Origin of the sequence: Gordonia alkanivorans (assembly GCF_004011905.1) — a bacterium.
In the GTDB taxonomy this organism is placed as follows: Bacteria; Actinomycetota; Actinomycetes; order Mycobacteriales; family Mycobacteriaceae; genus Gordonia; species Gordonia alkanivorans.
Map to the genome: position 1 here is coordinate 4041257 of NZ_CP027114.1, position 25250 is coordinate 4066506.

Genomic DNA, 25250 nt, shown 5'->3' on the forward strand with positions numbered 1-25250 from the left:
TCGAGCTGCGTCAGCGCGGCAGCGTCTCGGCTGCCTTCGCGAGGCGCGTGGCGACATCGGCGTCGATGACCTCGTCGCCGACGCTGATCCGCAGGCCGCCCAGCAGTTCGGGCTGGACCTCGGTCTGCACCGAGATGGTGCGGCCGTAGATCCCGCCGAGGACGGTCGCGAGGCGCTCGACCTGTGCGTCGGCCAGTTCGGAGGCCGACACGACGTGGGCGACCGATTCGCCGCGTCGGGCGGCGGCCAGCTCGGCGAGCTGATCGACGGCGACATCGGCGGCCTGACCGTTCAGCAGGCGGACGGTCGAGGACAGCAGCGTCCAGGTGTGGCCGCTGACCTTCTCCCCCACCAGCTTCTGCAGGAGGTCGACGCGCTTGTCGGCGTCCTTGCCGTGATCGGAGAGCAGCGACGCGAGCTGCGGGTTGGCCTCCAGGATCCGGCTGACCCGGAACAGCTCGTCCTCGACCTGCTCGATGACCCCGTCACGCTCGGCGGCGGTGAGCACGATCAGCGAGTTCTGGCGACGCAGGGCGGTGATGAAATCGCCCGACGACGACCACCGCTGAGTCGAGGCGGTTGCGAGAACCTCCACGACCACCGGGGCCACCTTGCCGTCGAACAGGGTGTGCACCAGCGAGTTCTTGCCGGCGGCGTTCTCGTCGTCCTCGACCAGTCGCTTGCGCAGCACCGGGTTCTCGCCGAGGAGGTTGATGGCCGCGGTCAGATCACCCGACGCCGCGGCGAGCGCCGCACCGTCGAGATCGCTCGCAGCCGAGTCGAACTTGTCCGACACCGCGAGAGCGGCGTCGCGGCTGGCGGCACGCATGGCGTGCAGACCGACGAGCTTGGCGCTCGACGGAACCGCCGACGACGATCCGGAGGACATCTCCTCGAGCTCGTCGATGACCCGGTCGACACTCGCGGCCTGGGCCGAGTCGTCGGCGAGGTGGTTGCGCACGAGTTCGCCGGCCTTGTCGACCGCGGCGAGACCGAGGTCGGTACGAAGCTGACGAACCAGGTTCGCCCGCACCAGCGCGACCTGGTTGCGGCCGTGCTCGGAGATGCGCTTGACCTCGTGATCGGCCTGGGCGCGGATGTCGGAGGTGATCGCCTCGGCATCGGCCGCGGCGTCCTTCTTCAGCTGCTCGGCCTCGGCCTTGGCCTCGGTCACGGCCTTCTCACGAGCCTTCTTGCCTTCGGCGACCCGCTTCTTGGCGGCTTCGGCCTCGGCGAGTTGGGTGCGCACCGTCTCCTGCCGATCACGCATCATCTTCTGCACCGGCGGGCGGACGTACTTCCACAGCAGGAAGATGATGACCGCGAAGCCGAAGAGCTGAGCGATGAAGATCGCAGGGTCGAAAGCAGCACCGATGTCGTGGAGCCAGGTACCGATGGGGCCCTGGTCGGATTCGGTCTCAGTGTTGGCAGCCATCAGTTCACCGCTCCGCTCGTCGATCGGGTGTCGGAAAGAGTGGCCGAGTCGACACCGAGCACACGCGCCGCGAGGGTCTTGGCGAGTGTGTCCACATCAGCTGCAGCCGTCGATGCCGCCTGCTCACCCTGAGCCGCCAGCTCGGAGCTGGTCGACTGCAGGGCAGCGTCGGCCTCGGCGGTCGCTCGCTGCTTCATCTCGTTCAGCTGTTCACGGCCCTCGGCGCGAGCTTCGTCGCGCTTGGCGGTGGCCTCACCGCGCGCTTCCTTGAGGAGCGAACGGAACTGCACGTCCGCATCCTCGAATTCGGCGGCGGCAGTCCGATTGTCCTCCGCGGTGCGGTGGATCATCTCGTCCCGCTCCTCGAGGACCTGCTGAATCGGCGGAACCACGAACTTGCGGATGACCAGCAGCAAAATCACGAAGATGAGCAGGACAACGAAGAACGTTCCATTCGGAAGCAGGAAGTTCTCTGCAGCAAGCGTCATTGTGGTGAGGTGTCGTTTCTACTCGGCGACAAAAGGGAGAGCGGTGATCAGCCGGCGCTGATCGGGGTGGCGAACACGAAGAGCGCCATGAAGGCCAGGTTGATGAAGTAAGCGGCCTCAACCAGACCAACGGTGATGAAGAACGGGGTGAACAGACGACCCTGAGCCTCCGGCTGGCGAGCGATACCGGCGATGAGCTGGCTACCGGCCAGGCCGTTACCGATACCGGCACCAACGGCGCCACCGGCCATGATCAGGCCGCCACCGATGAGTGCGCCGAGGCCAATGTAAGGATCCATTGTGATATTTCCCTTTCGGTTGCTGACAACTGGTGTGTCAGGTCTGTGGCTGCGACGACAGGCGCCGACGCAGGTCGGTCATGTGCGGTTGTGGTCGCGGCGTTCTCACCCCGCGAGGTGCCCTGCTCGGGCGGTCAGTGATCCTCGGTCTCCATCGACTGCGAGAAGTAGAGGATCGTCAGCAGCGCGAAGATGAACGCCTGGATCAGGCCGACGAACAGCTCGAAGGACTTCCAGATCGCGTTGGGCGCCCACATGATGTACGGCGGGAACAGTGCGATCAGTGCGACCATCATGCTGCCGGCGAACACGTTGCCGAAGAGTCGCAGCGAGAGCGAGATCGGCTTGGTGAACTCCTCGATCACGTTGATCGGTGCGAGGAAGGTGACGTGACCCTTCAGGATGCGCTTGGGGTGGCCCAGCAGACCACGCTGCTTGAAGCCGGCCGCCTGGTACCAGATGAAGACGAAGACCGCGAGCGCGTAGGCGAAGTTCACGTCCGCGGCGGGCGGCTTGAGGATCTCGTGGTGACCGACCTGCACCGGCAGGATCGACAGCCAGTTCGAGATCAGGATGAAGGTGAACAGGGAGACGGCCAGCGGCAGGACGTACGGGGCGACCTTCATGCCGATGGCGCTCTCGACCTGGCTGCGCATCTGGACGGTGACGGTCTCCCAGAAGAGCTGCACACCCGACGGCACACCCGTCGAGGTGACCTTGGACTTCAGGTAGAACGCCAGCGCGAGCATGATCGCCGCCGCGAGCGCCGTGGCGATGATGGTCTCCAGGTTGAAGGTCAACCCGAAGAGCTCGAACTTGGTGTAATGACCCACCTGGATGGATGATTCTCCATCCTCTGCGGCTAGGTAGAGGGCGGTCGTCATGGTTGGCTACGAAGTCCTTTCATCACCGGAATGACCGTGTTCAGCACCAAGACCACCTGGCCGATGGCGAGTCCGAACATCGCGCCCAACCCGTCGGGTTGGACCAGAAACGCCGCCAGCAGAGCGAGCACCGTGATGGCACCGAGTCGCATGGCGGAGTTGAGAGCAAGTGCGGTTTTGCGGGGGTTCAACTCGGCGGTGACCGTGTCGACGGCACGCTTGACGAGCAGTGCGTTGACCAGGATTCCCGCGACTCCGAGCAGGAAGAACACTGCGAAGAGGGGATGACCGACGAGGATCGAGACCACCGCGACCACGAGCGTCACGCCTCCGGCGATAAGGGCCGGACGACGCAGACCGGTGGGCGCCTGCGGATAGACGGGGGCTGAATCAGGGGCAGAAGTCTCCATGTCCCTCTCCTCAGCTCGTTGAATCCATACCGACGGCACGGGGCACCCGCGTGCGTGCAGCAGCCAGTGGCCGCCAGGCAACAGCTCGCGTTTGGTGTGACCCTACCAACACCACCCCGAAGGTCTTACCGGGGGGTATGAGTCGCGGCTCGCGGGAACCGCCGGCGATCACCGTCGGCGCCCGGGCCACAACTACTACGGCCGATAGTACACGAGCTTTACCGTGCCCTTACCAAGGGTGCGCTCGGTCGGAACCGGACATTACCGGAAGCCCACGTGGACCTCACCGGAACGCTTTCGTCGAGGTCCTGAGCTCGGCGAACCGGCGCTGCAACCGGGGCGCCATCGTGACCAGCAGGGCGACCACCAGTCCCCCGCCGAACATGGGCGCGACCACCGACAGCGGGAACAGGGTGCTCGCCGCGGCGGAGAAGGCCAGGACCCCGACCCAGAGGTAGATGATCAGAGCGACGCGGCGCTGGGAATGCCCGAGTTCGAGCAGACGGTGGTGCAGGTGCATCTTGTCCGGGGTGTAGAAGCCGACTCCGGCACGGGTCCGGCGGATCACCGCGAGCAGCATGTCGAGCATCGGGATGAAGACCACGGCCGCCACGAGGATCAGCGGTGACAGCAGGGTGAAGATGTCGGCCGGGCCGTAGGCGTTGACCGCGATACGACCCGACGCACTCGTCGAGGCGGCTGCCAGCATGAGCCCGATCAGCATCGCCCCGGAGTCGCCCATGAAGATCCGGGCCGGCGAGAAGTTGTGCGGCAGGAAGCCGAGACAGGCCCCGGCGAGTGCGACGGCGATGAGCGCCGGCGGGTAGTAGCTGACGTCGCCGCCCTGATCGCGGAGCAGGCCGAGCGAGAACATGCAGATCGCGGCCGCGGCGATGAGTCCCAGACCGGCGGCGAGACCGTCGAGGCCGTCGACGAAGTTGATCGCGTTGATGGTCGCCACCGTGACGGCCACGGTGAGGAGGCCCGCCTGAAGCGGATCCAGCACGATGGTCCCGATGTCGGCGAACGGCACCGGCACCTGGATCCAGGAGATGCCGAGGAGAACGAGCACCCCGGCGGCGGTCAGCTGCCCGACGAACTTCGTCAGCGCGTCGAGGCCCCACCGGTCGTCGACGACACCGACCAGGACGATCACCGTGCCCGCGGTGATCACCGCGGTCATGTCGGTGGTGTAGGCGAATCCCCGGTTGAGTGCGGGCAGGTTGGCGGCGAGCGCGATTCCGGCCACCACCCCGCCGAACATGCCGAGACCGCCGAGTCGCGGGGTCGGGATCACGTGGACGTCGCGCACGCGCGGTACGGCGACCGCGCCGGCCTTGATCGCGAACACGCGCACCGCCGAGGTCAGCAGATACGTCATCGCGGCAGCGGTCAGACCGACGAGCAGCAACTCGCGCAGCGGGACACCGGCCCCTCCCCCGTCGGTCGCGGCCGCGAGCACCACCGGGGCGGCGTCGATCATCGGCTCACCACTCCCACCGTGGAGGTCGCTGGGGACGTATCGGACACCCGGACAACGCTACCCGCATGCGAGGCTGCTGATCTCACGGTGGATCCGATCGTGCGTCGCGAGATCGTCGGTCGACATCGCGGCCAGCATCGCATCGGCGACCGCCGGGATCATGTCCGCGGTCAGGCCCCGGGAGGTGGCCGCCGGGGTGCCGATCCGGATGCCCGAGCCCTCGGCGACGGGACGGTCGTCGAAGGGCAGGACGGCTTTGTCGACCACGATCCCCGATCGGTTGAGACGATCCTGCGCCTCGGACCCGGAGATGCCGAGCGCGGCGACGTCGACCACCGCGAGATGGATGTCCGTGCCCCCGGAGACCACGCGCAGCCCGCGGGCGGTCAACGCGTCGGCGAGGTCGGTCGCGATGCGCGCGGTCGCCCGCACGTAGTCGGCGAACTCCTCGGTACCGGCGTCGTGGAAGGTGACGGCCTTCGCGGCGATCGCGTGCATGGACGGACCGCCCTGGATGAACGGGTGGACCGCCTTGCGCAACGCGTCTGCATGTTCGGTGCGCGCCAGGATGATGCCGCCGCGGGGCCCGCGGAAGACCTTGTTGGTGGAGAAAGTGACGACGTCGGCGTGCGGCACCGGCGACGGGAGGAGCCCGGCGGCGACGTGTCCGGCGAGATGCGCGGCGTCGACCAGGAGGATGCACTCGGCCTCGTCTGCTATCTCGCGGAGCAGCGGGTAGTCGAAGGAGCGCGAATACGACGTGGCGCCCGCGACCAGCATCCGCGGCCGGTGCACCAGGGCGAGTTCCCGTACCTGGTCGTAGTCGACGAGCTCATCGTCGCGGCGCACCTCGTAGTGCAGCGGCGAGAACCAGCGCCCGGAGAAGTTGGCGCGCGAACCGTGGGTCTGGTGCCCGCCGTGTTCGAGCCGCAGCGCGAGCACGGGGTCGCCCGGTTGGGCGAACGCGGCATGGACGGCGAGATTCGCCGCACTCCCCGACAGCGGCTGGACGTCGACGTGACCGGCGCCGAAGAGGTCCCGCGCCCGGCCGATCGCGAGCTCCTCGAGCTCGTCGACGACCTCGCACCCACCGTGATAGCGGGACCCGGGGCGCCCCTCGGCGTACTTCGAGTCGAAGGTCGAGGCCATCGCGGCCCGCACCCCGGAAGTCGGTTCGGTCTCGCTCGCGAGCAGCTGGAGCCACGTCCGCCGGCGGGTCGACTCCCGCTCGATCAGCGCGTCGATCTGCGGGTCACCCGTCGAACCGATGCCCGGCGGCATCTCACCCACGCAGTGAGTCGGGGTCGACGTCGAGGACCTCGGCGACGGCCTCGATCGTGATGGCACCCTCACGCAGGACCCGCGGCTGCGCGCCCGATACGTCGACGATCGTCGACGCCTGGGCGACCGGCGCGGGCCCGCCGTCGAGGTAGACCGAGATCTCGTCGCCGAGTTGTTCACGGGCCTCGTCGACCGTGGTGGCGGGCGGACGCCCCGAGACGTTCGCGCTCGACACCGCCATCGGCCCGACCTCGCGCAAGAGCTCGATGGCGACCGGGTGCAGCGGCATGCGCAGCATGACCGTGCCGTCGGTGTCACCGAGATCCCAGGCGAGCGAAGGTGCCTGGCGGACAACGAGACTCAGTCCGCCGGGCCAGAACGCCTCAATGAGGTCACGGGCGGCCTGCGGGACGGACAGCACGAGTCCGTCGATGGAATGCCAGGAGCCGACGAGAACCGGCACCGGCATGTCCCGGCCCCGATGCTTGGCCGCGAGCAGCGAGCCGACGGCGTCGGAATCGAAGGCGTCGCAACCGACTCCGTAGAGCGTGTCGGTGGGGATCACCACCAGGCGTCCCGCCTTCGCCGCCCCGACGGCCGCGCGAATGCCCGCCGAACGGCTCTGCGGATCGTTGCAGTCGAAAACAATGCTCACCGGTCCATCCTTTCATGCCACCGGCCGGGCACCCCGGCAGACGCGCCTCAGCCGACCCGGCGGGCCGTCACGAAGCGCGGCCGGCCGGCCAGATCCGTACGGGCGGTCACCTCGTCGAATGCGCCGTGCGCGCGAAGGCAGTCGACGACGGCGTCCGAGGTCGTGTCGTCGTGTTCGATCCCGACGAGACCACCCACGCGGAGCATGGTCGCGATGATCGGCACCATCGGGACGATCACACTCATGCCGTCGTCGCCGCCGAAGACGGCGCGCGCCGGATCGTGGTCCACTTCCGGACCGACCTCGGACCGCATCGGGACGTAGGGCGGGTTGGTCACGACGACCGAGACGCTGCCCGGCGGGATCGCCTTGCCGATCTGCTCGGCGTCGGTGACATCCGCGGCCACCACGTCCAGCCGTTCCCGCACCGCTGCAGGCGCGTCGGACACGTTGCGCCGCAACCACTTCAAGGCATCGTCGTCCACCTCGACGGCGGTCACGCGCGCGGATCGGACCAGCGTTGCCAGGCCGATGGCCAGCGCACCGCTCCCGCTGCACAGATCGACGACGCGCACCGGGTCCGTCATGGTCGCCGCGGCGGACGCCGCCCACTCGAGCAGATACTCCGTCTCCGGCCGCGGGATGAACACACCCGGCCCCACGGCCAGTTCGAGCGGGCCGAAGGGTGCGCTACCGACGATGTGCTGCAACGGGATTCGCCGTGTCCGCTGCTCGACGGCCGTCCGGAACTCGCGGAGCCGTGCCTCGTCGATCGTGTCGACGACGATCAGGCGCCCGGGATCACACGAGAGGACGTGCGCCATCAGCCATTCGGCGTCCCGACGCGCCGAGTCGATCCCGGCGGCGGCCAGTCGTGCGGCGGCACTGCGGATTTCGTCGGCCACACGGGCCGGCGCGTCCGACATCGGGCTATTCGGCTTCCATGCGGGCCTGGCGCTCGGCGGCGACGAGTGCGTCGAGGAGGTTGTCCATGTCCCCGGCGAGGACGGCATCGAGGTTGTTGGCCTTGTAGCCGATGCGGTGATCGGTGATGCGGTTCTCGGGGAAGTTGTAGGTACGGATGCGCTCGGAACGGTCGACGGTGCGGATCTGCGCAGCACGACCCTCCGCGGCCGCGGCCTCCGCCTCTTCCTCCGCCGCCGACTGGAGGCGGGCGGCGAGGACCTGCATGGCCCGGGCCTTGTTCTGGAGCTGCGACCGCTCGTTCTGGCAGGTCACGACGATGCCGGTGGGCAGGTGGGTGATGCGCACCGCGGAGTCGGTGGTGTTGACGCCCTGGCCGCCCTTGCCCGACGACCGGTAGACGTCGATGCGGAGGTCGGATTCGTCGATCGCGACCTCGGCGACCTCTTCGGGCTCCGGGTAGATGAGCACACCGGCCGCCGAGGTGTGGATGCGCCCCTGGGACTCGGTCACCGGCACGCGCTGCACGCGGTGGACGCCGCCCTCGAACTTGAGTCGCGACCACACGCCGTCGCGGACGGTCTCCTTGGACTTGATCGAGAAGGTCGCCTCTTTGTAGCCGCCGAGGTCGGATTCGGTGACACCGAGGGTCTGCACCTTCCAGCCGTGCCGCTCGCAGTACTTGAGGTACATGCGTGCGAGGTCGGCGGCGAACAGCGCGGACTCCTCGCCGCCGGCGCCGGACTTGATCTCGAGGACCACGTCGTCGCTGTCGTGGGGGTCACGCGGGGCGAGCAGGTCGGTGAGCGTTGCGTCGAGTTCCTCGACGGTCGTCTCGAGGGCGGGGATCTCGGCGGCGAAGGACGGGTCGTCGGCCGCGAGCTCACGTGCCGCCTCGAGGTCCTCGCGGGCCGCCTTGAGCTTGTTGTAGGTCGACATCACCGGGGCGAGTTCGGCGAACCGCTTGCCCACCCGCCGGGCGGCGGTGGGGTCGTCGTGGAGCGAGGGGTCGGCGAGCTGCCGCTCGAGACCGGAGTGCTCGGCCAGGATGTCATCGATGGCCGACGGACTCTGCGTACTCACTGCGAACCTCACTCGTAAAGACGGAACTCACCGCCGAAGACGCCTTCGGCAAGCATGCTGGGAAAGAAGAACCTGGTCAAACACAAACGACGCCCGTCCCGACTCGGCGTCGGGCGGGCGTCGCAGCGTGGTCTACTTGGCGCGCTTGCCGTAGCGCTTCTCGAACCGGGCGACACGGCCGCCGGTGTCGAGGATCTTCTGCTTGCCCGTGTAGAACGGGTGGCACTGCGAGCAGACTTCGACGTTGATACGACCGTTGGCCGCGGTGCTGCGGGTCTCGAACGTGTTGCCGCAGCCGCAGACGACGGTGGTCGCCGCGTACTCGGGGTGGATTCCCTGCTTCATATCTGGGTGTCCCTTTCTGGGGTCGCCGGGTCACCGTCGCCTCTCGACGGTGTGAACCGGAACCGGACTCGACCGCTCAGTATGCCATGTGTGCCGTTCGCGACGGAAATCGCGGACGCAGCGGTCGCACGTCGGTCAACAGCGGGGCCACCCGTTTGATTCCCGGCCAATGTCACACCCCGGAAGGGTCGTAAGGGTGCCCTAAACATAGTACGGTGGCCGACGGCCAACCGTCCGCGACCACGAAGGACTCTCGATGTACGACGCCGCTTCGGCCGGTACCAGCACCCCACTGCGCACCACCCCGGATGAGTCGTCCATGCCGCAGACCGCACCCGCGCGGCGCAAGCCGGCGCGGTCACCGTGGAACCGCCGTAACCCCTACCCCGCGACGATCCTCGCCAACACCGTCCTGTCGGGCCCGGGATCGGCCAAGGAGGTCCGGCACGTCGAGATCTCGCTCGGCGACAGCGGCATCACCTACGAGCCGGGCGACGGCATCGCCATCACGCCGGTCAACGATCCCGCCCTGGTGGATCTCCTGCTCGACCGCCTGGGCGCGGCCGGCGACGAGATCATCGCCGATCGGAAAGCCACCTACAGCCTCCGCGAGGCCCTGACCACGCGCTACGAGATCGGCTGCCCGTCGAAGTACCTGGCGAAGGCGGTGGCCGAGCGTACCGGTCAGGCCGAGCTCACCCGCCTGGTCGAGGCCGGTGACGCACAGGCACTCGACGCATGGCTCCGCGGCCGTGACGTGCTGGACCTGCTGAACATCGATCCGACCCTGGACTTCGCACCCGAGGAACTCCTCGAGGAACTGAGTCCGCTCGCCCACCGCGAGTACTCGATCTCCTCGAGCCCCACGGTTCACTCCGGAACCGTGCACATCACGATGGCAACCGTTCGCTACGTCGCCGACGACCGCGAACGCGGCGGTGTCTGCTCGACGCACCTCGCCGACCGTTGCGCACCCGGCGACACCGTGAACGTCTTCATCACCCCCAACAAGACGTTCCGCCTTCCCGACGCGGATGCCCCGGCCGTCATGATCGGTCCGGGAACCGGCATCGCCCCGTTCCGCGCTTTCCTCCACCATCGTGCGGCCACCGGTTCGAACGGCCCGAACTGGCTGTTCTTCGGCGACCAGCATCGCGACACCGACTACCTCTACGCCGACGAGATCGATCGGTTCGTCACCGACGGTCTGCTGGACCGACTGGATCTCGCGTTCTCGCGGGACCAGGAGCACAAGGTCTACGTGCAGGACCGGATGCGCGAGAACGGCGCGGACCTGTTCGCCTGGCTCGAGAAGGGCGCCCACGTCTACGTGTGCGGCGATGCCGCCACGATGGCCGGCGACGTCGACGCCGCCCTGCACGAGATCGTCGCCCAGCACGGCGGACTCGACTCCGACGCCGCCCGCGACTACGTCGACGCACTCCGGGCCGCGGGCCGTTACGCTCGCGACGTCTACTGAGCCGACTCCCCTGAGACCAGCGCGCAGTGCCCGACTCCACCGACGACCCGATCCGGCCGAGCGACCTCGAAACACTCCTCGCCACACCGGGTTTCGGCGACTCCGCGATCAGTCCGGACATCGACACGATCGCCGCACGACTCCCCTCGCTCGCCGAGGTCGTCGGTGTCACGGTCGCCGGGCCGGTGATCATGAACGCGGTCGGCGTGCACGGGAGCCCCACTCCGCTGGGCGGCCCCCTCGCCATCGGCGCCGAGCAGATCTCGTTGCGGCTCAACCCCTCCCGGTTGTCGTCGGCGCTTCAGACCGATCCCGCCGCCCTTGTCCCGCCCACGCTGCGCCTGTTCGACTCGAGCGGCAACACCGCGCATGCGACCTACCTGACCGAGAACTCCGACCGCCTCGCCTTCGAGTCGCTGAGCCTGTCCACCTCGGTGGCGGCCGTCCACGGCTCGGACCCCGCTCCCGTGCCGCCCCTTCCGGGACCGGAGTACATCCAGGCCGCTCTCCACGACCGCCACGACGGCGACCAGGTCGGGCTATTCGACTCGATCCTGCTCGACGGCGGCACCTCGCGGCTCCGGCTGCTGGCCCAGGGACATGGGTCGCGCGGCATCCGCGTCGATCCGAGTCGGGTCATCACCTCTCTCGAGCACGCCGCGCTGCTCGGGATGACGGTCACCGTGGCCGCCGCGGCGCCGGGATGTATGCAGATGCGCCAGGACCGGCTCGACGGCGCCCGCGAGCACCGCGGGCAGATGGTGCTCGCGTCCGGCACCTCCCGGGTGATGGTCAACTTCAACCACGTCGAACAGTGCTGGGTCACCAGGGCACCGGGCGTGTGGGGCCCCACCGCGGCCATCGAGTTCTACGACCGGCGCTCACGCTGCTGCCTCGTCCTCACCCACACCGGCCCCGTTCCGCGCGCCACCGCCGAGGCGTGGGATCACCTGACCTGCGATCTGGCTTCCTGACCCCCCGTGCTGTCCGAGGTGCGAGGAGCACAGCGACGAGCCACGAAGACCCGGACCCTTCGACACGCTCGCAAGCTCGCGGTCAGGGAGCGGACGCGAAACGTCGACGGCCCCGTCCCGCATGATGCGAGACGGGGCCGTCGATCAATTCGTCGACTGTCAGTCGTCGTTGCCACCGGCTCCCGGAGCGGTCTTCTGGACCGACATCAGGAACTCGATGTTCGTCTTGGTCTTCTTCAGCTGGCTGATCAGCAGGTCGATCGCCTGCTGCGAGTCGAGACCGGACAGGAGACGACGCAGCTTGTGGACGATCGCGAACTCATCGGGCGAGAGCAGGAGCTCGTCCTTACGCGTGCCCGACGGGTTGACGTCGACCGCGGGGAACACGCGGCGCTCGGAGATCTTGCGATCGAGCTTGAGCTCGGCGTTGCCGGTGCCCTTGAACTCCTCGAAGATGACCGTGTCACCGGTCGAACCGGTCTCGACCATCGCGGTGGCGATGATGGTCAGCGATCCGCCGTTCTCGATGTTGCGGGCCGCACCGAGGAACCGCTTCGGCGGGTACAGGGCGGTCGAATCGACACCGCCGGAGAGGATTCGGCCCGACGCCGGCGACGCGTTGTTGTACGCGCGACCCAGACGGGTGATCGAATCCAGAAGTACCACAACGTCTTTGCCACTCTCGACGAGACGCTTGGCGCGCTCGATGGCGAGCTCGGCGACCGAGGTGTGGTCTGACGGCGGACGGTCGAAGGTGGAGGCGATGACCTCGCCCTTGACCGAGCGCTGCATGTCGGTGACCTCTTCGGGACGCTCGTCGACGAGCACCACCATGAGGTGACATTCCGGGTTGTTGACCGTGATCGCGTTGGCGATGTCCTGCAGGATCGTCGTCTTGCCGGCCTTCGGCGGCGAGACGATCAGTGCGCGCTGCCCCTTGCCGATGGGCATGATCAGGTCGATCACGCGGGTGGACAGGCGGTCCGGCGTGGTCTCCAGGCGCAGTCGCTGATTCGGATACAGCGGGGTGAGTTTGTTGAACTCGGGGCGCTTCTTCGCCGCCTCCACCTCACCGCCGTTGACGGTGTCGAGACGCACGAGCGGGTTGAACTTCTGACGCTGGTTCTGCTGGTCACCCTCGCGCGGCACCTTGACCGCGCCGGTGATCGCGTCGCCGCGTCGAAGTCCGTTCTTGCGCACCATGTTCATCGACACATAGACGTCGTTGGAACCGGCGAGGTAGCCCGAGGTGCGGACGAAGGCGTAGTTGTCGAGCACGTCGAGGATGCCGGCGACGGGCTGCAACACGTCGTCTTCGGAGACCTGCGGCTCGTTCTGGCTACCGCCGTCGCGGTCGCGCCCACGACGACGCTCGCGGAAACGGCGTCCCCGGCGACGACCGCCGCCTTCGCCGTCGTCGTCACGGTCGTCACGGTTGTCCCGATTCTGGCCGCCACCGCGGTTCTGGCCCCCGTCGCGATTCTGGTTGTCGCGATTCTGGCCGCCATCGCGGTTCTGGTTGTCCCGGTTCTGGCCACCCTCGCGGTTCTGGCCACGCTCGCGGTTCTGGCCACCCTCACGGTTCTGGTTGTCCCGGTTCTGGTTCCGGTTGCGGCGATTGCGCTGCTCACCGGCGTCGGAGTCGCCGGCCTTCGCCGAATCCCCCTTGGCGTCGCCCTTCGGCTCGTCGCCCTTCTGCTCGTCTGCGCGCTGCTCGCCGGCCTCCGCGTCGGCGCTCTTCCTGCCCGTGCGGGGTGCCCGACCGGAATCGCCGTCTTCGGCGGACTCGACGATCGACAGCTGCCCGTCCTCGGACGACGCCTTGGCGCTCCGGCGCCGGGTCTCGGAGCTCTTGGCCTCGGTCTTGGCCTCGGAGCCTGCGCTCTCGGCGGCCTTGGCCTCGGTGTTCTTGGCCTCGGTGCTCTTGGCCTCAGCGCTCTTGGCCTCGGCCTTGGCGTCTGCACTCTTGGCGGCTCCGCCGCCCTGGCGCTCCTTGATGGCGGCGATCAGATCGCCCTTGCGCATCCCGGAGGTGCCCTTGATACCGAGTTCACCGGCAACGGTCCGCAGCTCGCTGAGCACCATGCCGGACAGGCCGGTACGTGCTGCCCGAGCCCGCGTCTTGGCCGGTTGCCCCGAGTCAGGGCCGGCCGTACCCGCTGATTCCTGCTCGGCAGGTGCGGTGATCAGGTCCGTATCTGTCACGGAAGTCCTTTCGTTCCTCCCGCAGACGGAAGCTGCGTGAGGTCTGCGTTTCCCTGCTGTGTACGCGAGGGAGTCCGTCCGCGTTGGACGGTAGGGGGTGAACGGTCAGAGAGATGTTCGGTCCCGCTGCGAGCGTGCTCGGGAGCCACCCGTGCTTCGGCACCGTCGACAGAGACCCACGACCCCGGCCGGATACGATCGGTGGTCCCGATCGGTGATGGATGAGAAGCACGGCGGGACAAGCCCGCGCGGCTAGACCAGAATATGTTAACCCCGTTCGCATGATAGGGGCAACACGCCGAAAGTGCCAAATGAAGACATCGATCGGAGGTTGTGATCCTCGGCTGGACACCGCTGAACACCTCGTTCCCAACGTGCGTTGCACGTCGGGTATTCCCCGGGCGCCCCGTGGCGAAACGCTTCGCCCCCGCCGTGGAGCGGCGACTCAGCCTGCGCTGATGTCCACGCCGCCGGCGATGGCCACCGAGTGGGTGGTGAAACCGAGTCCCTGAGCGAGCACCCGGATGTCGGCCGGGATCGGCGCGGTACCGAGCACGAGCACCGTCGGCCCGGCGCCGGAGACCGTCGCGGCATGTCCGCGCGCACGCAGTTCGGCGACGAGTTCGCTGGTCGGCACCATCGCCGACGCACGATAGGGCTGGTGCAACCGGTCCGCCGAGGCGGCCATCAGGTTGCGCGGGTCGGAGGTCAGCGCCACGACGGCGAGCGCGGCCCGGCTCAGATTGAACACCGCATCGGCGCGCGGCACCGCATCCGGCAGCAGCCCACGGGTGAAAGACGTCGACGACTCGGTGTCGGGCACGAACACGGTCGCGCAGACATCGGGGTGTACCGACAGCCGGTGAGCGTGATACGAGTTCACGTCGTCGGCGGTCTCCGTCCAGGTGACGACGACCGAACCGAGGACGCTCGCGGCGGCGTTGTCGGGGTGTCCCTCGAACTCGCTGGACAGCTGGACCAGTTCGTCGGTCGACAGACCCGCGCCGAAGCCCGCGGCGGAGATCAGACCGGAGGCGGCGGCGAGGCCGGACACCGCGGCCGCGGCCGAGGACCCGAGGCCCCGCGAATGCGGGATCTGGTTGACGCAGCGCAACTTCAGGCCCGGAGCGGACACGCCGGCGTGGGTGAGTCCGCGATTGAGGGCGCGCACGACGAGGTGGGACTCGTCGCGCGGGACGTCGGCCGAACCCTCCCCCTCGACGTCCAGCACGATCCCGTCGTCGACGGTCTCGACGATCACCTCGTCGTAGATGCCCAAAGCGATGCCCAGACAGTCGAATCCCGGTCCGAGGTTGGCACTCGACGCCGGCACCCGCACGCGCGCCGAGACACCCACGGGTAGCTGTCGCGTCGCCACCCCGGGCTCGGTCATCTCGCCGTTGTGCGTCATCTCCTCGACCCCGGCGGACTCAGCCGACACCGAGCGCATTCGCCACCGCCACCGGATCGACCGGGATCGCCTCGACCTCGGGGATGCCCGCCAGCGCGGTGTCGGGGTCTTTCAGACCGTTGCCGGTCACGGTGCATACGACCGTCGAGCCGGCCTCGATCCAGCCGTCGGCACGTGCTGCGAGGAGTCCGGCCACGCTCGCGGCGGACGCCGGCTCCACGAAGACGCCTTCCTTGCCCGCGATCAGGCGGTAGGCCTCGAGCAGCTTCTCATCGGTGGCCGCGCGGAACTGTCCGTTCGACTCCTCCTTGGCGGCGACGGCCTGGTTCCAGCTCGCGGGCGAGCCGATGCGGATCGCGGTCGCGATGGTCTCCGGCTCCTTGACGGGGGCGCCGTTCACCAGCGGGGCCGCACCGGCGGCCTGCACACCGAGCATCCGCGGCACCGAGGACGACACACCGTCGGCGTGGTACTCGGTGTAGCCCTTCCAGTAGGCCGTGATGTTGCCGGCGTTGCCGACGGGCAGCGCGTGCACGTCGGGGGCGCGACCGAGGACGTCGACGATCTCGAAAGCGGCCGTCTTCTGCCCCTCGATGCGGGCCGGGTTGACCGAGTTCACGAGCTCGATCTCACTGAACTCCGCAGTCGCCTTGCGGGCGAGCTCGAGGCAGTCGTCGAAGTTGCCCTGCACCTGGATGATCTTGGCGCCGTGCATGACCGCCTGGGCGAGCTTGCCCATCGCGATCTTGCCCTGCGGGATGAGCACCGCGCACGTGATCCCGGCGCGGGTGGCGTAGGCGGCCGCCGAGGCGGAGGTGTTGCCCGTCGAGGCGCACAGCACGGCGGTCTTGCCGTTGTTGACCGCGTTGCTCACGGCCATGGTCATGCCGCGGTCCTTGAAGGAGCCGGTCGGGTTGAGGCCCTCGACCTTGAGATACACCTCACAACCGGTCAGCGACGACAGATGCGGCGCGCTGATCAGTGGGGTGCCGCCCTCGAGCAGGGTGACGACCTTCCAGTCGTCGGCGACGGGCAGCCGCGAACGGTATGCCTCGATCAGGCCGGGCCACGCGCGGTGCACGGGCGCGGGAGTCGTCTCAGTCATCGGTACCTTCCAATCGCAACACACTCGACACCTTGATGACGGCGTCCATGTCTTCTAGCGCCGCAACGCAATCCGACTGCGCGCGGTCCGGGGCCCGATGGGTCACCACGATCAGGCGGGCGTCGTCGCCTGCGCCTTCCTGGCGCACCGCGGCGATGCTCACCGAACGCTTGGTGAACTCGCCGGCGACCTGTGCGAGCACGCCCGGGCGGTCGGCGACGCGCATCGAGATGTAGTAACGGGTGAACACGTCGTCGATCGGGGCGATCGGCAGCGACGCATAGGTCGACTCCAGCGGACCGCGTCCGCCGTGCACACGGTTGCGCGCGGCCATCACCATGTCGCCGAGCACGGCCGACGCGGTGGGCGAGCCACCGGCGCCCTGGCCGTAGAACATGAGCCGACCGGCGTTCTCCGCCTCGACGACCACCGCGTTGAACGCCCCGTTGACGGTGGCGAGCGGGTGGGTCAGCGGGATCAGTGCCGGGTACACGCGAGCCGAGACCCGCTGGGAGCCGTCGACATCGCGGACGCGCTCGCAGATCGAGAGCAGCTTGATCGTGCAGTCGAACTTCTTCGCGGCGAGCAGGTCGGCCGCGGTGACCGAGGAGATCCCCTCGCGGTGGACGTCGGCGGCGGTGACCCGCGAATGGAAGGCTATCGACGCGAGGATCGCGGCCTTGGCCGCCGCGTCGTAACCCTCGACGTCGGCTGTCGGGTCGGCCTCGGCATATCCGAGACGGCCCGCCTCGGCGAGCGTGTCGGCGTAGTCGGCGCCGGTCTCGTCCATGGCCGACAGGATGAAGTTGGTGGTGCCGTTGACGATTCCGGCGACGCGCTCGACGGTGTCGCCGGCGAGCGACTGCATCAGCGGGCGGATGACCGGGATTGCACCGGCGACCGCGGCCTCGAAGTACAGGTCGACCTTCGCGTCGGCGGCCGCGCTCGCGAGCTCACCGGTGTACTCGGCCAGCAACGCCTTGTTGGCGGTCACGACCGACTTACCGCTCTCGAGCGCGGTACGGATCAGCGCCCGGGCCGGGTCGATGCCGCCCATGAGTTCGACGACGATGTCGACGTCGTCGCGTGCGATCAGCGACGCGGGATCGTCGGTCAGCAGTTCCTGGCCGATCTTGCGCGGCCGGTTGAGATCTCGCACCGCGACGCCCCGGATCTCCACCGGTGCGCCCACGCGCGCTCGCAGGTCGTCGGCATTGTCGGTGATGATGCGCACCACCTCGGCACCGACGTTGCCCATCCCGAGTACCGCCACCCCGATGGGTCGCACGGCATTCACCTCGCTTGTGTCGCTTGCGTTCTGGACAGATCCGGTCACGAGCCCACCTCCAGGCTGAGGAAGTCGTCGATGGTCTCGCGCCGCAGCATCAGGCGTGCTGCCCCATCGGCCACGGCCACCACCGGCGGCCGCATGGTCATGTTGTACCGGCTCGACATCGAGTAGCAGTAGGCGCCGGTGGCGGCGACCGCGATCAGGTCACCGGGACCCAGATCCTCGGGCAGCCAGCAGTCCTTGATCACGATGTCACCGCTCTCGCAGTGCTTCCCGACGACGCGGCAGACGACCGCACGTGCGTCGGACACCCGCGAGACCAGCCGGACGTCGTATTCGGCCTGGTACAGGACGGTACGGATGTTGTCGCTCATCCCGCCGTCGACGGAGATGTAGCGGCGGGTGGCACCACCGCCGAGTTCCACGTCCTTGACGGTGCCCACGCGGTAGAGCGTGACGGTGCCGGGTCCGGCGATCGCGCGGCCGGGCTCGACGGCGATGATCGGCATCGGCAGTCCGACGGCTTCGGATTCGCGGCGGACGATGTGAGCGAGGGTCTCGGCAACCTTCTGCACCGGCAGCGGGCGCTCCTCCTCGAGGTACGAGATACCCAGCCCCCCACCGAGATCCACGATGGACATCTGCGAGGTCTTCTCGACGCCGAACTCGTCGACGACATCGTGGAGCAGGCCGAGGACGCGGTGGGCGGCGAGCTCGAAACCGTCCATGTCGAAGATCTGCGAACCGATGTGGCTGTGCAGACCGACGAGGCGGAGGTTGTCGGTCGCGAAGACCCGCCGGATGGCTTGCATCGCTACCCCGCCGGCGAGGGCGAAGCCGAACTTCTGGTCCTCGTGGGCGGTCGAGATGAACTCGTGGGTGTGCGCCTCCACACCGACGGTGACGCGGACGAGGACGTCGGTGACGACGCCGCGCTCACCGGAGATCGCGTCGAGCCGGTCGATCTCGATCATCGAGTCGAGGACCACGTGCCCGATCCCGGCGTCAACCGCCGCGGCCAGCTCCTCGGGGCTCTTGTTGTTGCCGTGCAACGCGATTCGCTCCGCGGGGAAACCGGCGTGCAGCGCGATGGCGAGTTCGCCGCCGCTGCACACGTCGAGGGAGAGACCCTCTTCGTTCACCCAGCGCGCCACCTCGCTGCACAGGAAGGCCTTCGACGCGTAGTGCACCCGGCCGAAGGGGCCGAACGCCGCCATCATGTCACGGCACCGGGACCGGAAATCGGCCTCGTCGACGATGAACGCCGGGGTGCCGAACTCGGCGGCCAGCTCGCTCACCGGCACTCCGGCGATACGAAGCTCACCCGACTCGTCGCGGGCGGCGTTGCGCGGCCACACCTGGGGCGGGAGGGCGGCGAGGACGGCCGGATCGTTCGGACGCTGCGCGAGATGCGGCGCGGCCAGCAGTTCGGCGTGCCGCGGGCCGGCCGGGTGCGCGCTCACATCTGCTCCGGAGCGCTGACGCCGACCAGTCCGAGGCCGTTGGCCAGGACCTGGCGGGTGGCCTCACACAGCGCGAGCCGCGCGCGGTGGACGTCGGCCACCTCTTCGTCGCCCTGGGGCAGGACGCGGCACTTCGCGTAGAAGCGGTGGTAGGTGCCGGCGAGGACCTCGAGGTAGCGGCAGACGCGGTGCGGCTCGCGCAGCGTGGCCGCGGTGGCGACGACCTCGTCGAAATCGCCGATCGTGCGGATCAATTCGCCCTCGGCGGGGTCGTCGAGCAGGTCGAGGTGATCGAGCGAGGACACCACACCCAGGTCGGCGGCGTTGCGCGCCAGCGCCGACATCCGGGCATGTGCGTATTGCACGTAGTAGACCGGGTTGTCGTTGGACTGCTTGGTCAGCAGGTCCAGGTCGATGTCGATGTTGACGTCCACCGACGAGCGGATCAGCGAATACCGCGCACCGTCGACACCCACGGCGTCGACGAGGTCGTCGAGGGTGATGACCGTGCCCGCGCGCTTCGACATGCGCACCGGCTTGCCGTCCTTGACCAGGTTCACCATCTGACCGATGAGGACCTCGACGGTGGCCGGGTCGTCGCCGAGCGCGGCCGCGGCGGCCTTGAGGCGGCTGACGTAACCGTGGTGGTCGGCCCCGAGCATGTAGATGCACAGGTTGAAGCCGCGGTTGCGCTTGTCGCGGTAGTAGGCGATGTCGCCGGCGATGTAGGCGGCGTTGCCGTCGCTCTTGATGACGACACGGTCTTTGTCGTCACCGAAGTCGGTGGACTTCAGCCACCACGCACCGTCGTTCTCGTACAGGTTGCCGTTGCCCTTGAGCTGTTCGATGCACTCGTCGACGAGGCCCGTCGCGAACATCTTGTCCTCGTGGGTGTAGACGTCGAAGTCCGTGCCGAAGTCGTGCAGGCTCTGCTTGATGTGGTCGAACATGAGGTCCACACCGATGGAGCGGAAGGTCTCGAGCCGGTCCGCCACGGGCTGCGACAGCACATCGGGCACCTTCGCGACGACCTGCGCGGCGATGTCGGCGATGTAGTCGCCGGCGTATCCGTCCTCCGGGGTCGGGTTGCCCAGCGCCGCGGCCTCCAGCGACCGCGCGAAGCGGTCGATCTGGGCGCCGTGGTCGTTGAAGTAGTACTCACGCGTCACGTCGGCGCCGCGAGCGGCCAGGACACGGCCGAGCGCGTCACCGACGGCGGCCCAGCGGGTGCCGCCGAGGTGGATCGGTCCGGTCGGGTTGGCCGAGACGAACTCCAGGTTGATGATCGAGCCGGCCAGCTCCTTGCCGCGGCCGTAGCTCTCGCCCTGCTCGAGCACGGTCTTCACGACGGTGTTCTGGGCGGCCGCACCGAGCCAGATGTTGACGAAGCCGGGACCGGCGATCTCCGACTTCGCGATGCCCTCGGCGCCGGCGAACGCCTCGGCGAGCCATCCGGCCAGCTCACGGGGCGCCACACCGAGTCGCTTGCCGAGCTGCAGGGCGACGTTGGTGGAGTAATCGCCGTGGTCAGCGTGACGGGGGCGCTCGACGACGACGGAGTCGGGCACCAGGTTCTCGTCCAGTCCGCGGTCGCGGACCACGGTCAGGGTCACGGCGCGCAGCAGCGCGGCCAGGTCGGCGGGAGTCACGGGACACCATCCTATTGGCCGAGGGCCGCTCGTCGATAATCGCACCCTCCCAGAGCGGGTGCCGTCCACCAGTAGACTCGTGTGCGCCGAGCGCGCGTCGGGGGGTACGACCGCCCGCGCGCACGGCGACCCCCGTCGTACGAGGAAAGAAGTCAATGGCGCGCAAACCAGGGGCCAACGTCCCCAAGGCTCGTAAGAAGTCCGGGTCCGTACCCACTGCGACCGGCCGACAGGTCGACTGGATGCTGATCGGCGCAGTCGTCGTGGTCATCGGCCTCGTCGCCGGACTCGCGATCTATCTCCTCCCCAAACTCAACGAGAAGCGCGCCAACGAGAAGGACGACGTCGCGGTCCAGTCGGCCGAAGGGTTCGTCCCGTCGCCGCAGACCCCGGACCCATCGCAGGGCATCGACGGTGTGACGAAGATCTACTACGAGGCGGGCAAGCATGTGAACGCGTCGCAGCGCGTCGCCTACGACCAGTCGCCGCCGTTCGGCGGTCCGCACGACGAGATCTGGGCGACCTGTACCGGCGTCGTCTATCCGAACCCGCTGCGGTCGGAGAACGCCGTCCACGCCCTCGAGCACGGCGCCGTCTGGATCACCTACAACCCCGACACGGCTTCGCCCGAAGACGTCGACTACCTCAAGCGACTCGTGCGCGGCGAGCAGTACCTGTTCCTGTCGCCGTACCCCGGCCTGGACAAGCCGGTCTCCCTGCAGAGCTGGGGCCACCAGCTCAAGCTCGACTCGGCGAACGACCCGCGGGTCGACCAGTTCATCACCTCGCTGCGCCGCAACATGATGCCCGGCGTCTACCCGGAGAACCCGCAGACCGCGGCCTACCCGGAGACCCAGGCCACCTGTACCGCCATCCCGGGCTTCGACCCGTCGAATCCCCCGCCGGCCGACGAAGGTGAGCCCGGCCCCGACGCCGTGCCCATGGGCGGCGGCGGCAACAACCCGATGCCCGCGGGCTGATCAGGCGAGGAACGAACATGAGCGAGACACCTGAGAGCACGACGACACCCGCGGGCACCGAGCCCGCCCCGTCGCGTCGGAACCCTGCCCTTCTCGCACTCGCCGCAGTGGCGCTGCTCCTGGTCGGCGTCGGCCTCGGCCTGCTCATCCAGGCGAGCCTGGCCGACGACTCCTCCGGCGAGGACTCCCCCGCGGCGAACTCGGCCGCGGTCGGCTTCGCGCAGGACATGACGCGTCACCATGAGCAGGGCGTCGAGATGGCCGCGATCGAACTCGAGCACGGCACCGATCCCCAGGTCCGCAGCATGGCCTTCGACATCCTCACCGCGCAGAGCAACGAGATCGGCCAGATGCAGTCGTGGCTGACCCGGTGGGGCCAGCCCGTCACCAACCCCGGCGAGACGATGGGCTGGATGGGCCATGGATCGTCGACGGAGGCGACCGGTGACGATCACGGGGACCACGGCGACATGGATCACGGCGACCTGAGCCACGGAGATCACGGGGCCACTCCGGCCGCCGACGTCGAGCAGCCGGCCATGCCGGGCATGGCGACGTCGGCCGAGATGGAGCGGTTCCGCGCGATGCGCGGGCCGGAGGTCGACACGACCTTCCTGCAGCTGATGCTTCGCCACCACGAGGGCGGGCTCCACATGATGGAGTACGCCGCGAATCCCGACAACGTCTCGCAGCCCTACGTCCGCGACCTCGCATCGGCGATGGAACGCACGCAGGACAAGGAGATCGGGATCATCGAGGCGATGCTGGCCGAACGCAATGCCCAGCCGCTGCCGATGAACTGACGCGGAAGCGCAAACCCACCAGAAATGGAGAAACCCACCGGCCCGAAGGGCGGTGGGTTTCTCCAAAAGTGGTGATGCTGTGTATCTGTGCGCCTCCGTGAATCTCTTTCAAGCCAAACCGACGAGTTCGCACGCCTGGTCGCGGCCGTCACGGCCAAGTCGATTGCGGACGTCGACGTTGTCGAACCGCCCGCACGAACCGCAGATCCCATCCGCCAGCAACGTCGGCTGTCTCCGCAGCAGGTCACGCAGCTCGTCAGCGACTACCGAGCTGGTGCCACGACCCGCGATCTTGCCGTGAAGTACAACATCCACCGGATGACCGTGACCCATCATCTCCAGCGCAGCGACCAGCCAACTCGTTCGAACCGGGCCTTCGAAGGTGCTCGTCTTGAGCGCCTTATCGCCGAGTACCAAGCTGGTCGATCCACCGAAGCCCTCGGCCGCCAGTACGGGGTCGCTGGCAGCACCGTTGCTCGAACCTTGCGACGAAACGGCATCACGTTGAGGTGAGTGAGTCGTCGTCGGACTCATCCTTGCCTGTCTGACGAGCAGCCTCGATCAAGGCCTTCATCAGCAACTCCACGTCCGGCTGCGGTCTTAGTACCGGGTGAGCTGTCACGACCCGGCCACTCGGTAGTGGCGTGTCCCCCGTGAACCGGTCCGGTCTGTTTTAGAGTCCTGATTGCCCTGTTGAGGGCAGAGAAGGGACGATGAGGATCATGGCAGGACGCAAGCGCCACTCGGCAGAGGACATTGTGCGCAAGTTGCGCCGGGCTGACGAGTTGGCGGCGCAGGGCAAGACCGGCGAGGAGATCGCCGCCGACCTCGAGGTGTCGGCAGCGACGTTGTACAACTGGCGCCGCCAGTACGGCGGCATGGACGGTGACGCGGCCAAGGAGCTCAAGGAGCTGCGTGAGCAGAACGGCCGGCTCAAGCGGCTGCTCGCCGATGCCGAGTTGGAGAAGGACGCGCTACGGGAGATCGCCAAGGGAAAATTCTGAGCCCAACCGCCAAACGCGCCGCCATCGACATGCTCAAAGACGTGATGAACATGTCAGAACGCAAGGCGTGCAAGGTTGTTGGGCTTGCTCGTTCAGCGTATCGTCAACTGCCGCAAGCGCACACCCCGGCTGACCCGGATGCTGGCCTGCGCCAGCAGCTACGAACCTACGCCCGTCAGAACCCACGCCACGGGTTCCGTCGGGCGTGGGCCTGGCTGCGTTTCGACGAAGGCGACACCGTGAACAAGAAGAAGGTCCACCGGCTGTGGAAGGAAGAAGGATTGCAGGTGCGCCGGGCGCCGCGGCGTAAACGGGCCGGCCAGTCGTCGGTGCCGATTGTCACCGCGGACGCACCGAAAGTGGTGTGGGCATTGGACTTTCAGTTCGACTCCACTGTCGACGGACACAAGATCAAGATCGCGTCCATGGTCGATGAACACACCCGGATGTCGCTGCTCAACATTGTGGATCGCTCGATCGCCGCCGACCGGTTGATCGAGGAGTTGAAGAAGACCTTCGCGATCTGGGGTCGCCCACCGAAGGTGCTGCGCATGGACAACGGCCCTGAGTTCATCTCTGAGGCCCTCCAGACGTTCTGTGCAGGGTCGGTGGGGATCTCCTACATTCCGCCTGGCACGCCGTGGAACAACGGGTTCATCGAGTCGTTCAACAACCGGTTGCGCGACGAGTGTTTGAACCGCAACTGCTGGCCCACCCTGTTGGAGGCCCGCGTGGTCATCGAAGACTTCAAAGACGACCACAACCACCGACACCGCCACTCAGCGCTGGGCTACAAGACCCCGGCCGAGTACGCTGCCCGATGCACCCACCAGCACCACCCCGTGGGCTGCGAGATCGACTGACCGACCGCAAGTAAGAACTGGCTCTAGGACCGACTGGACCCGTTATCGGGGACCTGCCACCGACGTCGAGGGTAAGGCGCCGCCCAGTGACGGCTATCAGGTTGGCATTATCACCGCATACTGCACCAAGGGGCAGGATGTTCCGGGCATGACTGGCTTCTGCGACGACGAGTGGATGGGGCCGTACCGCCGTATCCGCTGACTTGTAGGTTTGGATGCGTGCAACTGCGTCCTAAACAGTGGCGCGCCGTCCCCGACTTCTCCTCGATTTAGGAGCCCGCATGACTGTTCCAGTGACGCTCCAAGCGTGGATGATCGGGGACGGCGCTGTCCCTCTCCCATCGGTCGGCGATGAAGTCGACTATCGAATTGGGTTCGTCCCAGCCGGGCCGACCGACCTGGCCGACCTGTGCATTACTGCTCGTGTGCGAGTCGAGTCCGACCGACGAAGAATGACATCGCCCTTCCAAGCGCTGCTTCACTTCGGTTACTTCACGGCACTTCAAGCGACCGACCTACCCCCGCACGAAGGTCCGGCAGACGTCTACGGTCGACTCTTTGTCGACTACGAGATGGCAGAGTCGCGAGTGCAGCGCCTTCAAGGCATTGTGGAGCGGCGTCGACTCATCACCGAGATTCGACCGCGCGGTGATCACAATGCCGAGCCCTTGTTCAAGTTGAGCGAGATCACCGAGAGCAGTGTCAGATTCGTCGACTCTTCGTTGACACCGATTG

Annotated in this window: 23 protein-coding genes; 5 read left to right on the forward strand and 18 right to left on the reverse strand. The window is 67.7% G+C overall.

Going from position 1 to position 25250, the window contains the following annotated elements:
• Positions 1 to 10: 10 nt before the first annotated feature.
• The 11 genes from C5O27_RS18325 to rpmE form a co-directional block, all read right to left on the reverse strand.
• A complete protein-coding gene (locus tag C5O27_RS18325) occupies positions 11 to 1435 on the reverse strand; it encodes a F0F1 ATP synthase subunit B/delta (RefSeq protein WP_035750777.1) in 1425 nt (474 codons plus the stop codon).
• On the reverse strand, positions 1435 to 1923 hold the full coding sequence (locus C5O27_RS18330; protein ID WP_006360524.1) for a F0F1 ATP synthase subunit B: 489 nt from the start codon (positions 1921 to 1923) through the stop codon (positions 1435 to 1437). The genes C5O27_RS18325 and C5O27_RS18330 overlap by 1 nt, the downstream gene beginning before the upstream one ends.
• Before the next feature lie 47 nt (positions 1924 to 1970).
• Positions 1971 to 2222, reverse strand: a complete 252-nt coding sequence (locus tag C5O27_RS18335; RefSeq protein ID WP_006360523.1) for a F0F1 ATP synthase subunit C — start codon at positions 2220 to 2222, stop codon at positions 1971 to 1973.
• Positions 2223 to 2356: 134 nt separating this feature from the next.
• On the reverse strand, positions 2357 to 3106 hold the full coding sequence (gene atpB / locus C5O27_RS18340) for a F0F1 ATP synthase subunit A (protein ID WP_006360522.1): 750 nt from the start codon (positions 3104 to 3106) through the stop codon (positions 2357 to 2359).
• Positions 3103 to 3516: a hypothetical protein gene (locus tag C5O27_RS18345; protein WP_006360521.1), complete on the reverse strand. Its 414-nt coding sequence runs from the start codon at positions 3514 to 3516 to the stop codon at positions 3103 to 3105. The genes atpB and C5O27_RS18345 overlap by 4 nt, the downstream gene beginning before the upstream one ends.
• 283 nt (positions 3517 to 3799) lie before the next feature.
• Positions 3800 to 4999 carry a glycosyltransferase family 4 protein gene (locus C5O27_RS18350; protein WP_075862882.1) on the reverse strand — a complete coding sequence of 400 codons (1200 nt, stop codon included), beginning with the start codon at positions 4997 to 4999 and terminating at the stop codon, positions 3800 to 3802.
• Positions 5000 to 5056: 57 nt separating this feature from the next.
• Positions 5057 to 6280, reverse strand: a complete 1224-nt coding sequence (locus tag C5O27_RS18355; protein ID WP_127963875.1) for a serine hydroxymethyltransferase — start codon at positions 6278 to 6280, stop codon at positions 5057 to 5059.
• A 1-nt stretch (position 6281) separates the two neighbouring features.
• Positions 6282 to 6935: an L-threonylcarbamoyladenylate synthase gene (locus C5O27_RS18360; RefSeq protein WP_006360518.1), complete on the reverse strand. Its 654-nt coding sequence runs from the start codon at positions 6933 to 6935 to the stop codon at positions 6282 to 6284.
• Between the two features lie 47 nt (positions 6936 to 6982).
• Positions 6983 to 7861, reverse strand: a complete 879-nt coding sequence (gene prmC, locus C5O27_RS18365) for a peptide chain release factor N(5)-glutamine methyltransferase (protein WP_127963332.1) — start codon at positions 7859 to 7861, stop codon at positions 6983 to 6985.
• 4 nt (positions 7862 to 7865) lie between these two features.
• Positions 7866 to 8942 carry a peptide chain release factor 1 gene (gene prfA, locus C5O27_RS18370; protein ID WP_006360516.1) on the reverse strand — a complete coding sequence of 359 codons (1077 nt, stop codon included), beginning with the start codon at positions 8940 to 8942 and terminating at the stop codon, positions 7866 to 7868.
• A gap of 132 nt (positions 8943 to 9074) precedes the next feature.
• The gene (gene rpmE, locus C5O27_RS18375; RefSeq protein ID WP_006360515.1) at positions 9075 to 9287 is read right to left on the reverse strand and encodes a 50S ribosomal protein L31; all 213 of its coding nucleotides are present in this window, start codon (positions 9285 to 9287) and stop codon (positions 9075 to 9077) included.
• 256 nt (positions 9288 to 9543) lie between these two features.
• Here rpmE and C5O27_RS18380 point away from each other — a divergent pair, with 256 nt between their 5' ends.
• Together C5O27_RS18380 and C5O27_RS18385 are read left to right on the forward strand one after the other, a co-directional pair.
• Entirely contained in the window at positions 9544 to 10767 is a 1224-nt protein-coding gene (locus C5O27_RS18380) for a sulfite reductase subunit alpha (RefSeq protein ID WP_127963333.1), read from the forward strand.
• A gap of 26 nt (positions 10768 to 10793) precedes the next feature.
• The gene (locus tag C5O27_RS18385) at positions 10794 to 11741 is read left to right on the forward strand and encodes a ChuX/HutX family heme-like substrate-binding protein (protein ID WP_127963334.1); all 948 of its coding nucleotides are present in this window, start codon (positions 10794 to 10796) and stop codon (positions 11739 to 11741) included.
• 159 nt (positions 11742 to 11900) lie between these two features.
• Here C5O27_RS18385 and rho read toward each other — a convergent pair whose 3' ends face one another.
• From rho to argS, 6 genes are all read right to left on the reverse strand, one after another.
• Positions 11901 to 13946 carry a transcription termination factor Rho gene (gene rho / locus C5O27_RS18390; protein WP_127963335.1) on the reverse strand — a complete coding sequence of 682 codons (2046 nt, stop codon included), beginning with the start codon at positions 13944 to 13946 and terminating at the stop codon, positions 11901 to 11903.
• 445 nt (positions 13947 to 14391) lie between these two features.
• Positions 14392 to 15396, reverse strand: coding sequence for a homoserine kinase (gene thrB, locus C5O27_RS18395; RefSeq protein ID WP_006360511.1), 1005 nt, complete (start codon positions 15394 to 15396; stop codon positions 14392 to 14394).
• On the reverse strand, positions 15377 to 16462 hold the full coding sequence (gene thrC, locus C5O27_RS18400; RefSeq protein WP_006360510.1) for a threonine synthase: 1086 nt from the start codon (positions 16460 to 16462) through the stop codon (positions 15377 to 15379). Before thrC ends, thrB begins: the two co-directional genes overlap by 20 nt.
• The gene (locus C5O27_RS18405) at positions 16455 to 17798 is read right to left on the reverse strand and encodes a homoserine dehydrogenase (protein ID WP_006360509.1); all 1344 of its coding nucleotides are present in this window, start codon (positions 17796 to 17798) and stop codon (positions 16455 to 16457) included. The genes thrC and C5O27_RS18405 overlap by 8 nt, the downstream gene beginning before the upstream one ends.
• Complete coding sequence (gene lysA, locus C5O27_RS18410; RefSeq protein ID WP_127963336.1) at positions 17795 to 19216, reverse strand: diaminopimelate decarboxylase; 1422 nt, start codon at positions 19214 to 19216, stop codon at positions 17795 to 17797. Before lysA ends, C5O27_RS18405 begins: the two co-directional genes overlap by 4 nt.
• Positions 19213 to 20865 carry an arginine--tRNA ligase gene (argS, locus tag C5O27_RS18415; protein WP_127963337.1) on the reverse strand — a complete coding sequence of 551 codons (1653 nt, stop codon included), beginning with the start codon at positions 20863 to 20865 and terminating at the stop codon, positions 19213 to 19215. The genes lysA and argS overlap by 4 nt, the downstream gene beginning before the upstream one ends.
• Before the next feature lie 155 nt (positions 20866 to 21020).
• Between argS and C5O27_RS18420 the strand changes: the two genes are divergently transcribed.
• Both C5O27_RS18420 and C5O27_RS18425 read left to right on the forward strand, forming a co-directional pair.
• Positions 21021 to 21845, forward strand: a complete 825-nt coding sequence (locus C5O27_RS18420; protein ID WP_127963338.1) for a DUF3105 domain-containing protein — start codon at positions 21021 to 21023, stop codon at positions 21843 to 21845.
• Between the two features lie 17 nt (positions 21846 to 21862).
• Entirely contained in the window at positions 21863 to 22648 is a 786-nt protein-coding gene (locus C5O27_RS18425; RefSeq protein ID WP_127963339.1) for a DUF305 domain-containing protein, read from the forward strand.
• A 108-nt stretch (positions 22649 to 22756) separates the two neighbouring features.
• Here the strand turns inward: C5O27_RS18425 and C5O27_RS18430 are convergent, their stop codons facing one another.
• Positions 22757 to 23182 carry a hypothetical protein gene (locus C5O27_RS18430; protein ID WP_127963340.1) on the reverse strand — a complete coding sequence of 142 codons (426 nt, stop codon included), beginning with the start codon at positions 23180 to 23182 and terminating at the stop codon, positions 22757 to 22759.
• Positions 23183 to 23370: 188 nt separating this feature from the next.
• Between C5O27_RS18430 and C5O27_RS18435 the strand changes: the two genes are divergently transcribed.
• A protein-coding gene (locus C5O27_RS18435) for an IS3 family transposase (RefSeq protein WP_127963341.1) occupies positions 23371 to 24515 on the forward strand; the annotation gives its coding sequence in 2 pieces (ribosomal slippage) (positions 23371 to 23638 and positions 23638 to 24515; 1146 coding nt in all).
• Positions 24516 to 25250: the final 735 nt, after the last annotated feature.

Excerpts from the sequence above, each read along its gene's own strand:
- C5O27_RS18350 (WP_075862882.1), bottom strand. The coding sequence starts at position 4,999 with ATGATCGACGCCGCCCCGGTGGTGCTCGCGGCCGCGACCGACGGGGGA.
- C5O27_RS18345 (WP_006360521.1), bottom strand. The coding sequence starts at position 3,516 with ATGGAGACTTCTGCCCCTGATTCAGCCCCCGTCTATCCGCAGGCGCCC.
- thrB (WP_006360511.1), bottom strand. The coding sequence starts at position 15,396 with ATGCGCTCGGTGTCGGCTGAGTCCGCCGGGGTCGAGGAGATGACGCAC.
- C5O27_RS18355 (WP_127963875.1), bottom strand. The coding sequence starts at position 6,280 with ATGCCGCCGGGCATCGGTTCGACGGGTGACCCGCAGATCGACGCGCTG.
- C5O27_RS18330 (WP_006360524.1), bottom strand. The coding sequence starts at position 1,923 with ATGACGCTTGCTGCAGAGAACTTCCTGCTTCCGAATGGAACGTTCTTC.
- rpmE (WP_006360515.1), bottom strand. The coding sequence starts at position 9,287 with ATGAAGCAGGGAATCCACCCCGAGTACGCGGCGACCACCGTCGTCTGC.
- C5O27_RS18430 (WP_127963340.1), bottom strand. The coding sequence starts at position 23,182 with ATGAGTCCGACGACGACTCACTCACCTCAACGTGATGCCGTTTCGTCG.
- prmC (WP_127963332.1), bottom strand. The coding sequence starts at position 7,861 with ATGTCGGACGCGCCGGCCCGTGTGGCCGACGAAATCCGCAGTGCCGCC.
- atpB (WP_006360522.1), bottom strand. The coding sequence starts at position 3,106 with ATGACGACCGCCCTCTACCTAGCCGCAGAGGATGGAGAATCATCCATC.
- C5O27_RS18420 (WP_127963338.1), top strand. The coding sequence starts at position 21,021 with ATGGCGCGCAAACCAGGGGCCAACGTCCCCAAGGCTCGTAAGAAGTCC.
- C5O27_RS18380 (WP_127963333.1), top strand. The coding sequence starts at position 9,544 with ATGTACGACGCCGCTTCGGCCGGTACCAGCACCCCACTGCGCACCACC.
- C5O27_RS18425 (WP_127963339.1), top strand. The coding sequence starts at position 21,863 with ATGAGCGAGACACCTGAGAGCACGACGACACCCGCGGGCACCGAGCCC.
- thrC (WP_006360510.1), bottom strand. The coding sequence starts at position 16,462 with ATGACTGAGACGACTCCCGCGCCCGTGCACCGCGCGTGGCCCGGCCTG.
- C5O27_RS18325 (WP_035750777.1), bottom strand. The coding sequence starts at position 1,435 with ATGGCTGCCAACACTGAGACCGAATCCGACCAGGGCCCCATCGGTACC.
- C5O27_RS18335 (WP_006360523.1), bottom strand. The coding sequence starts at position 2,222 with ATGGATCCTTACATTGGCCTCGGCGCACTCATCGGTGGCGGCCTGATC.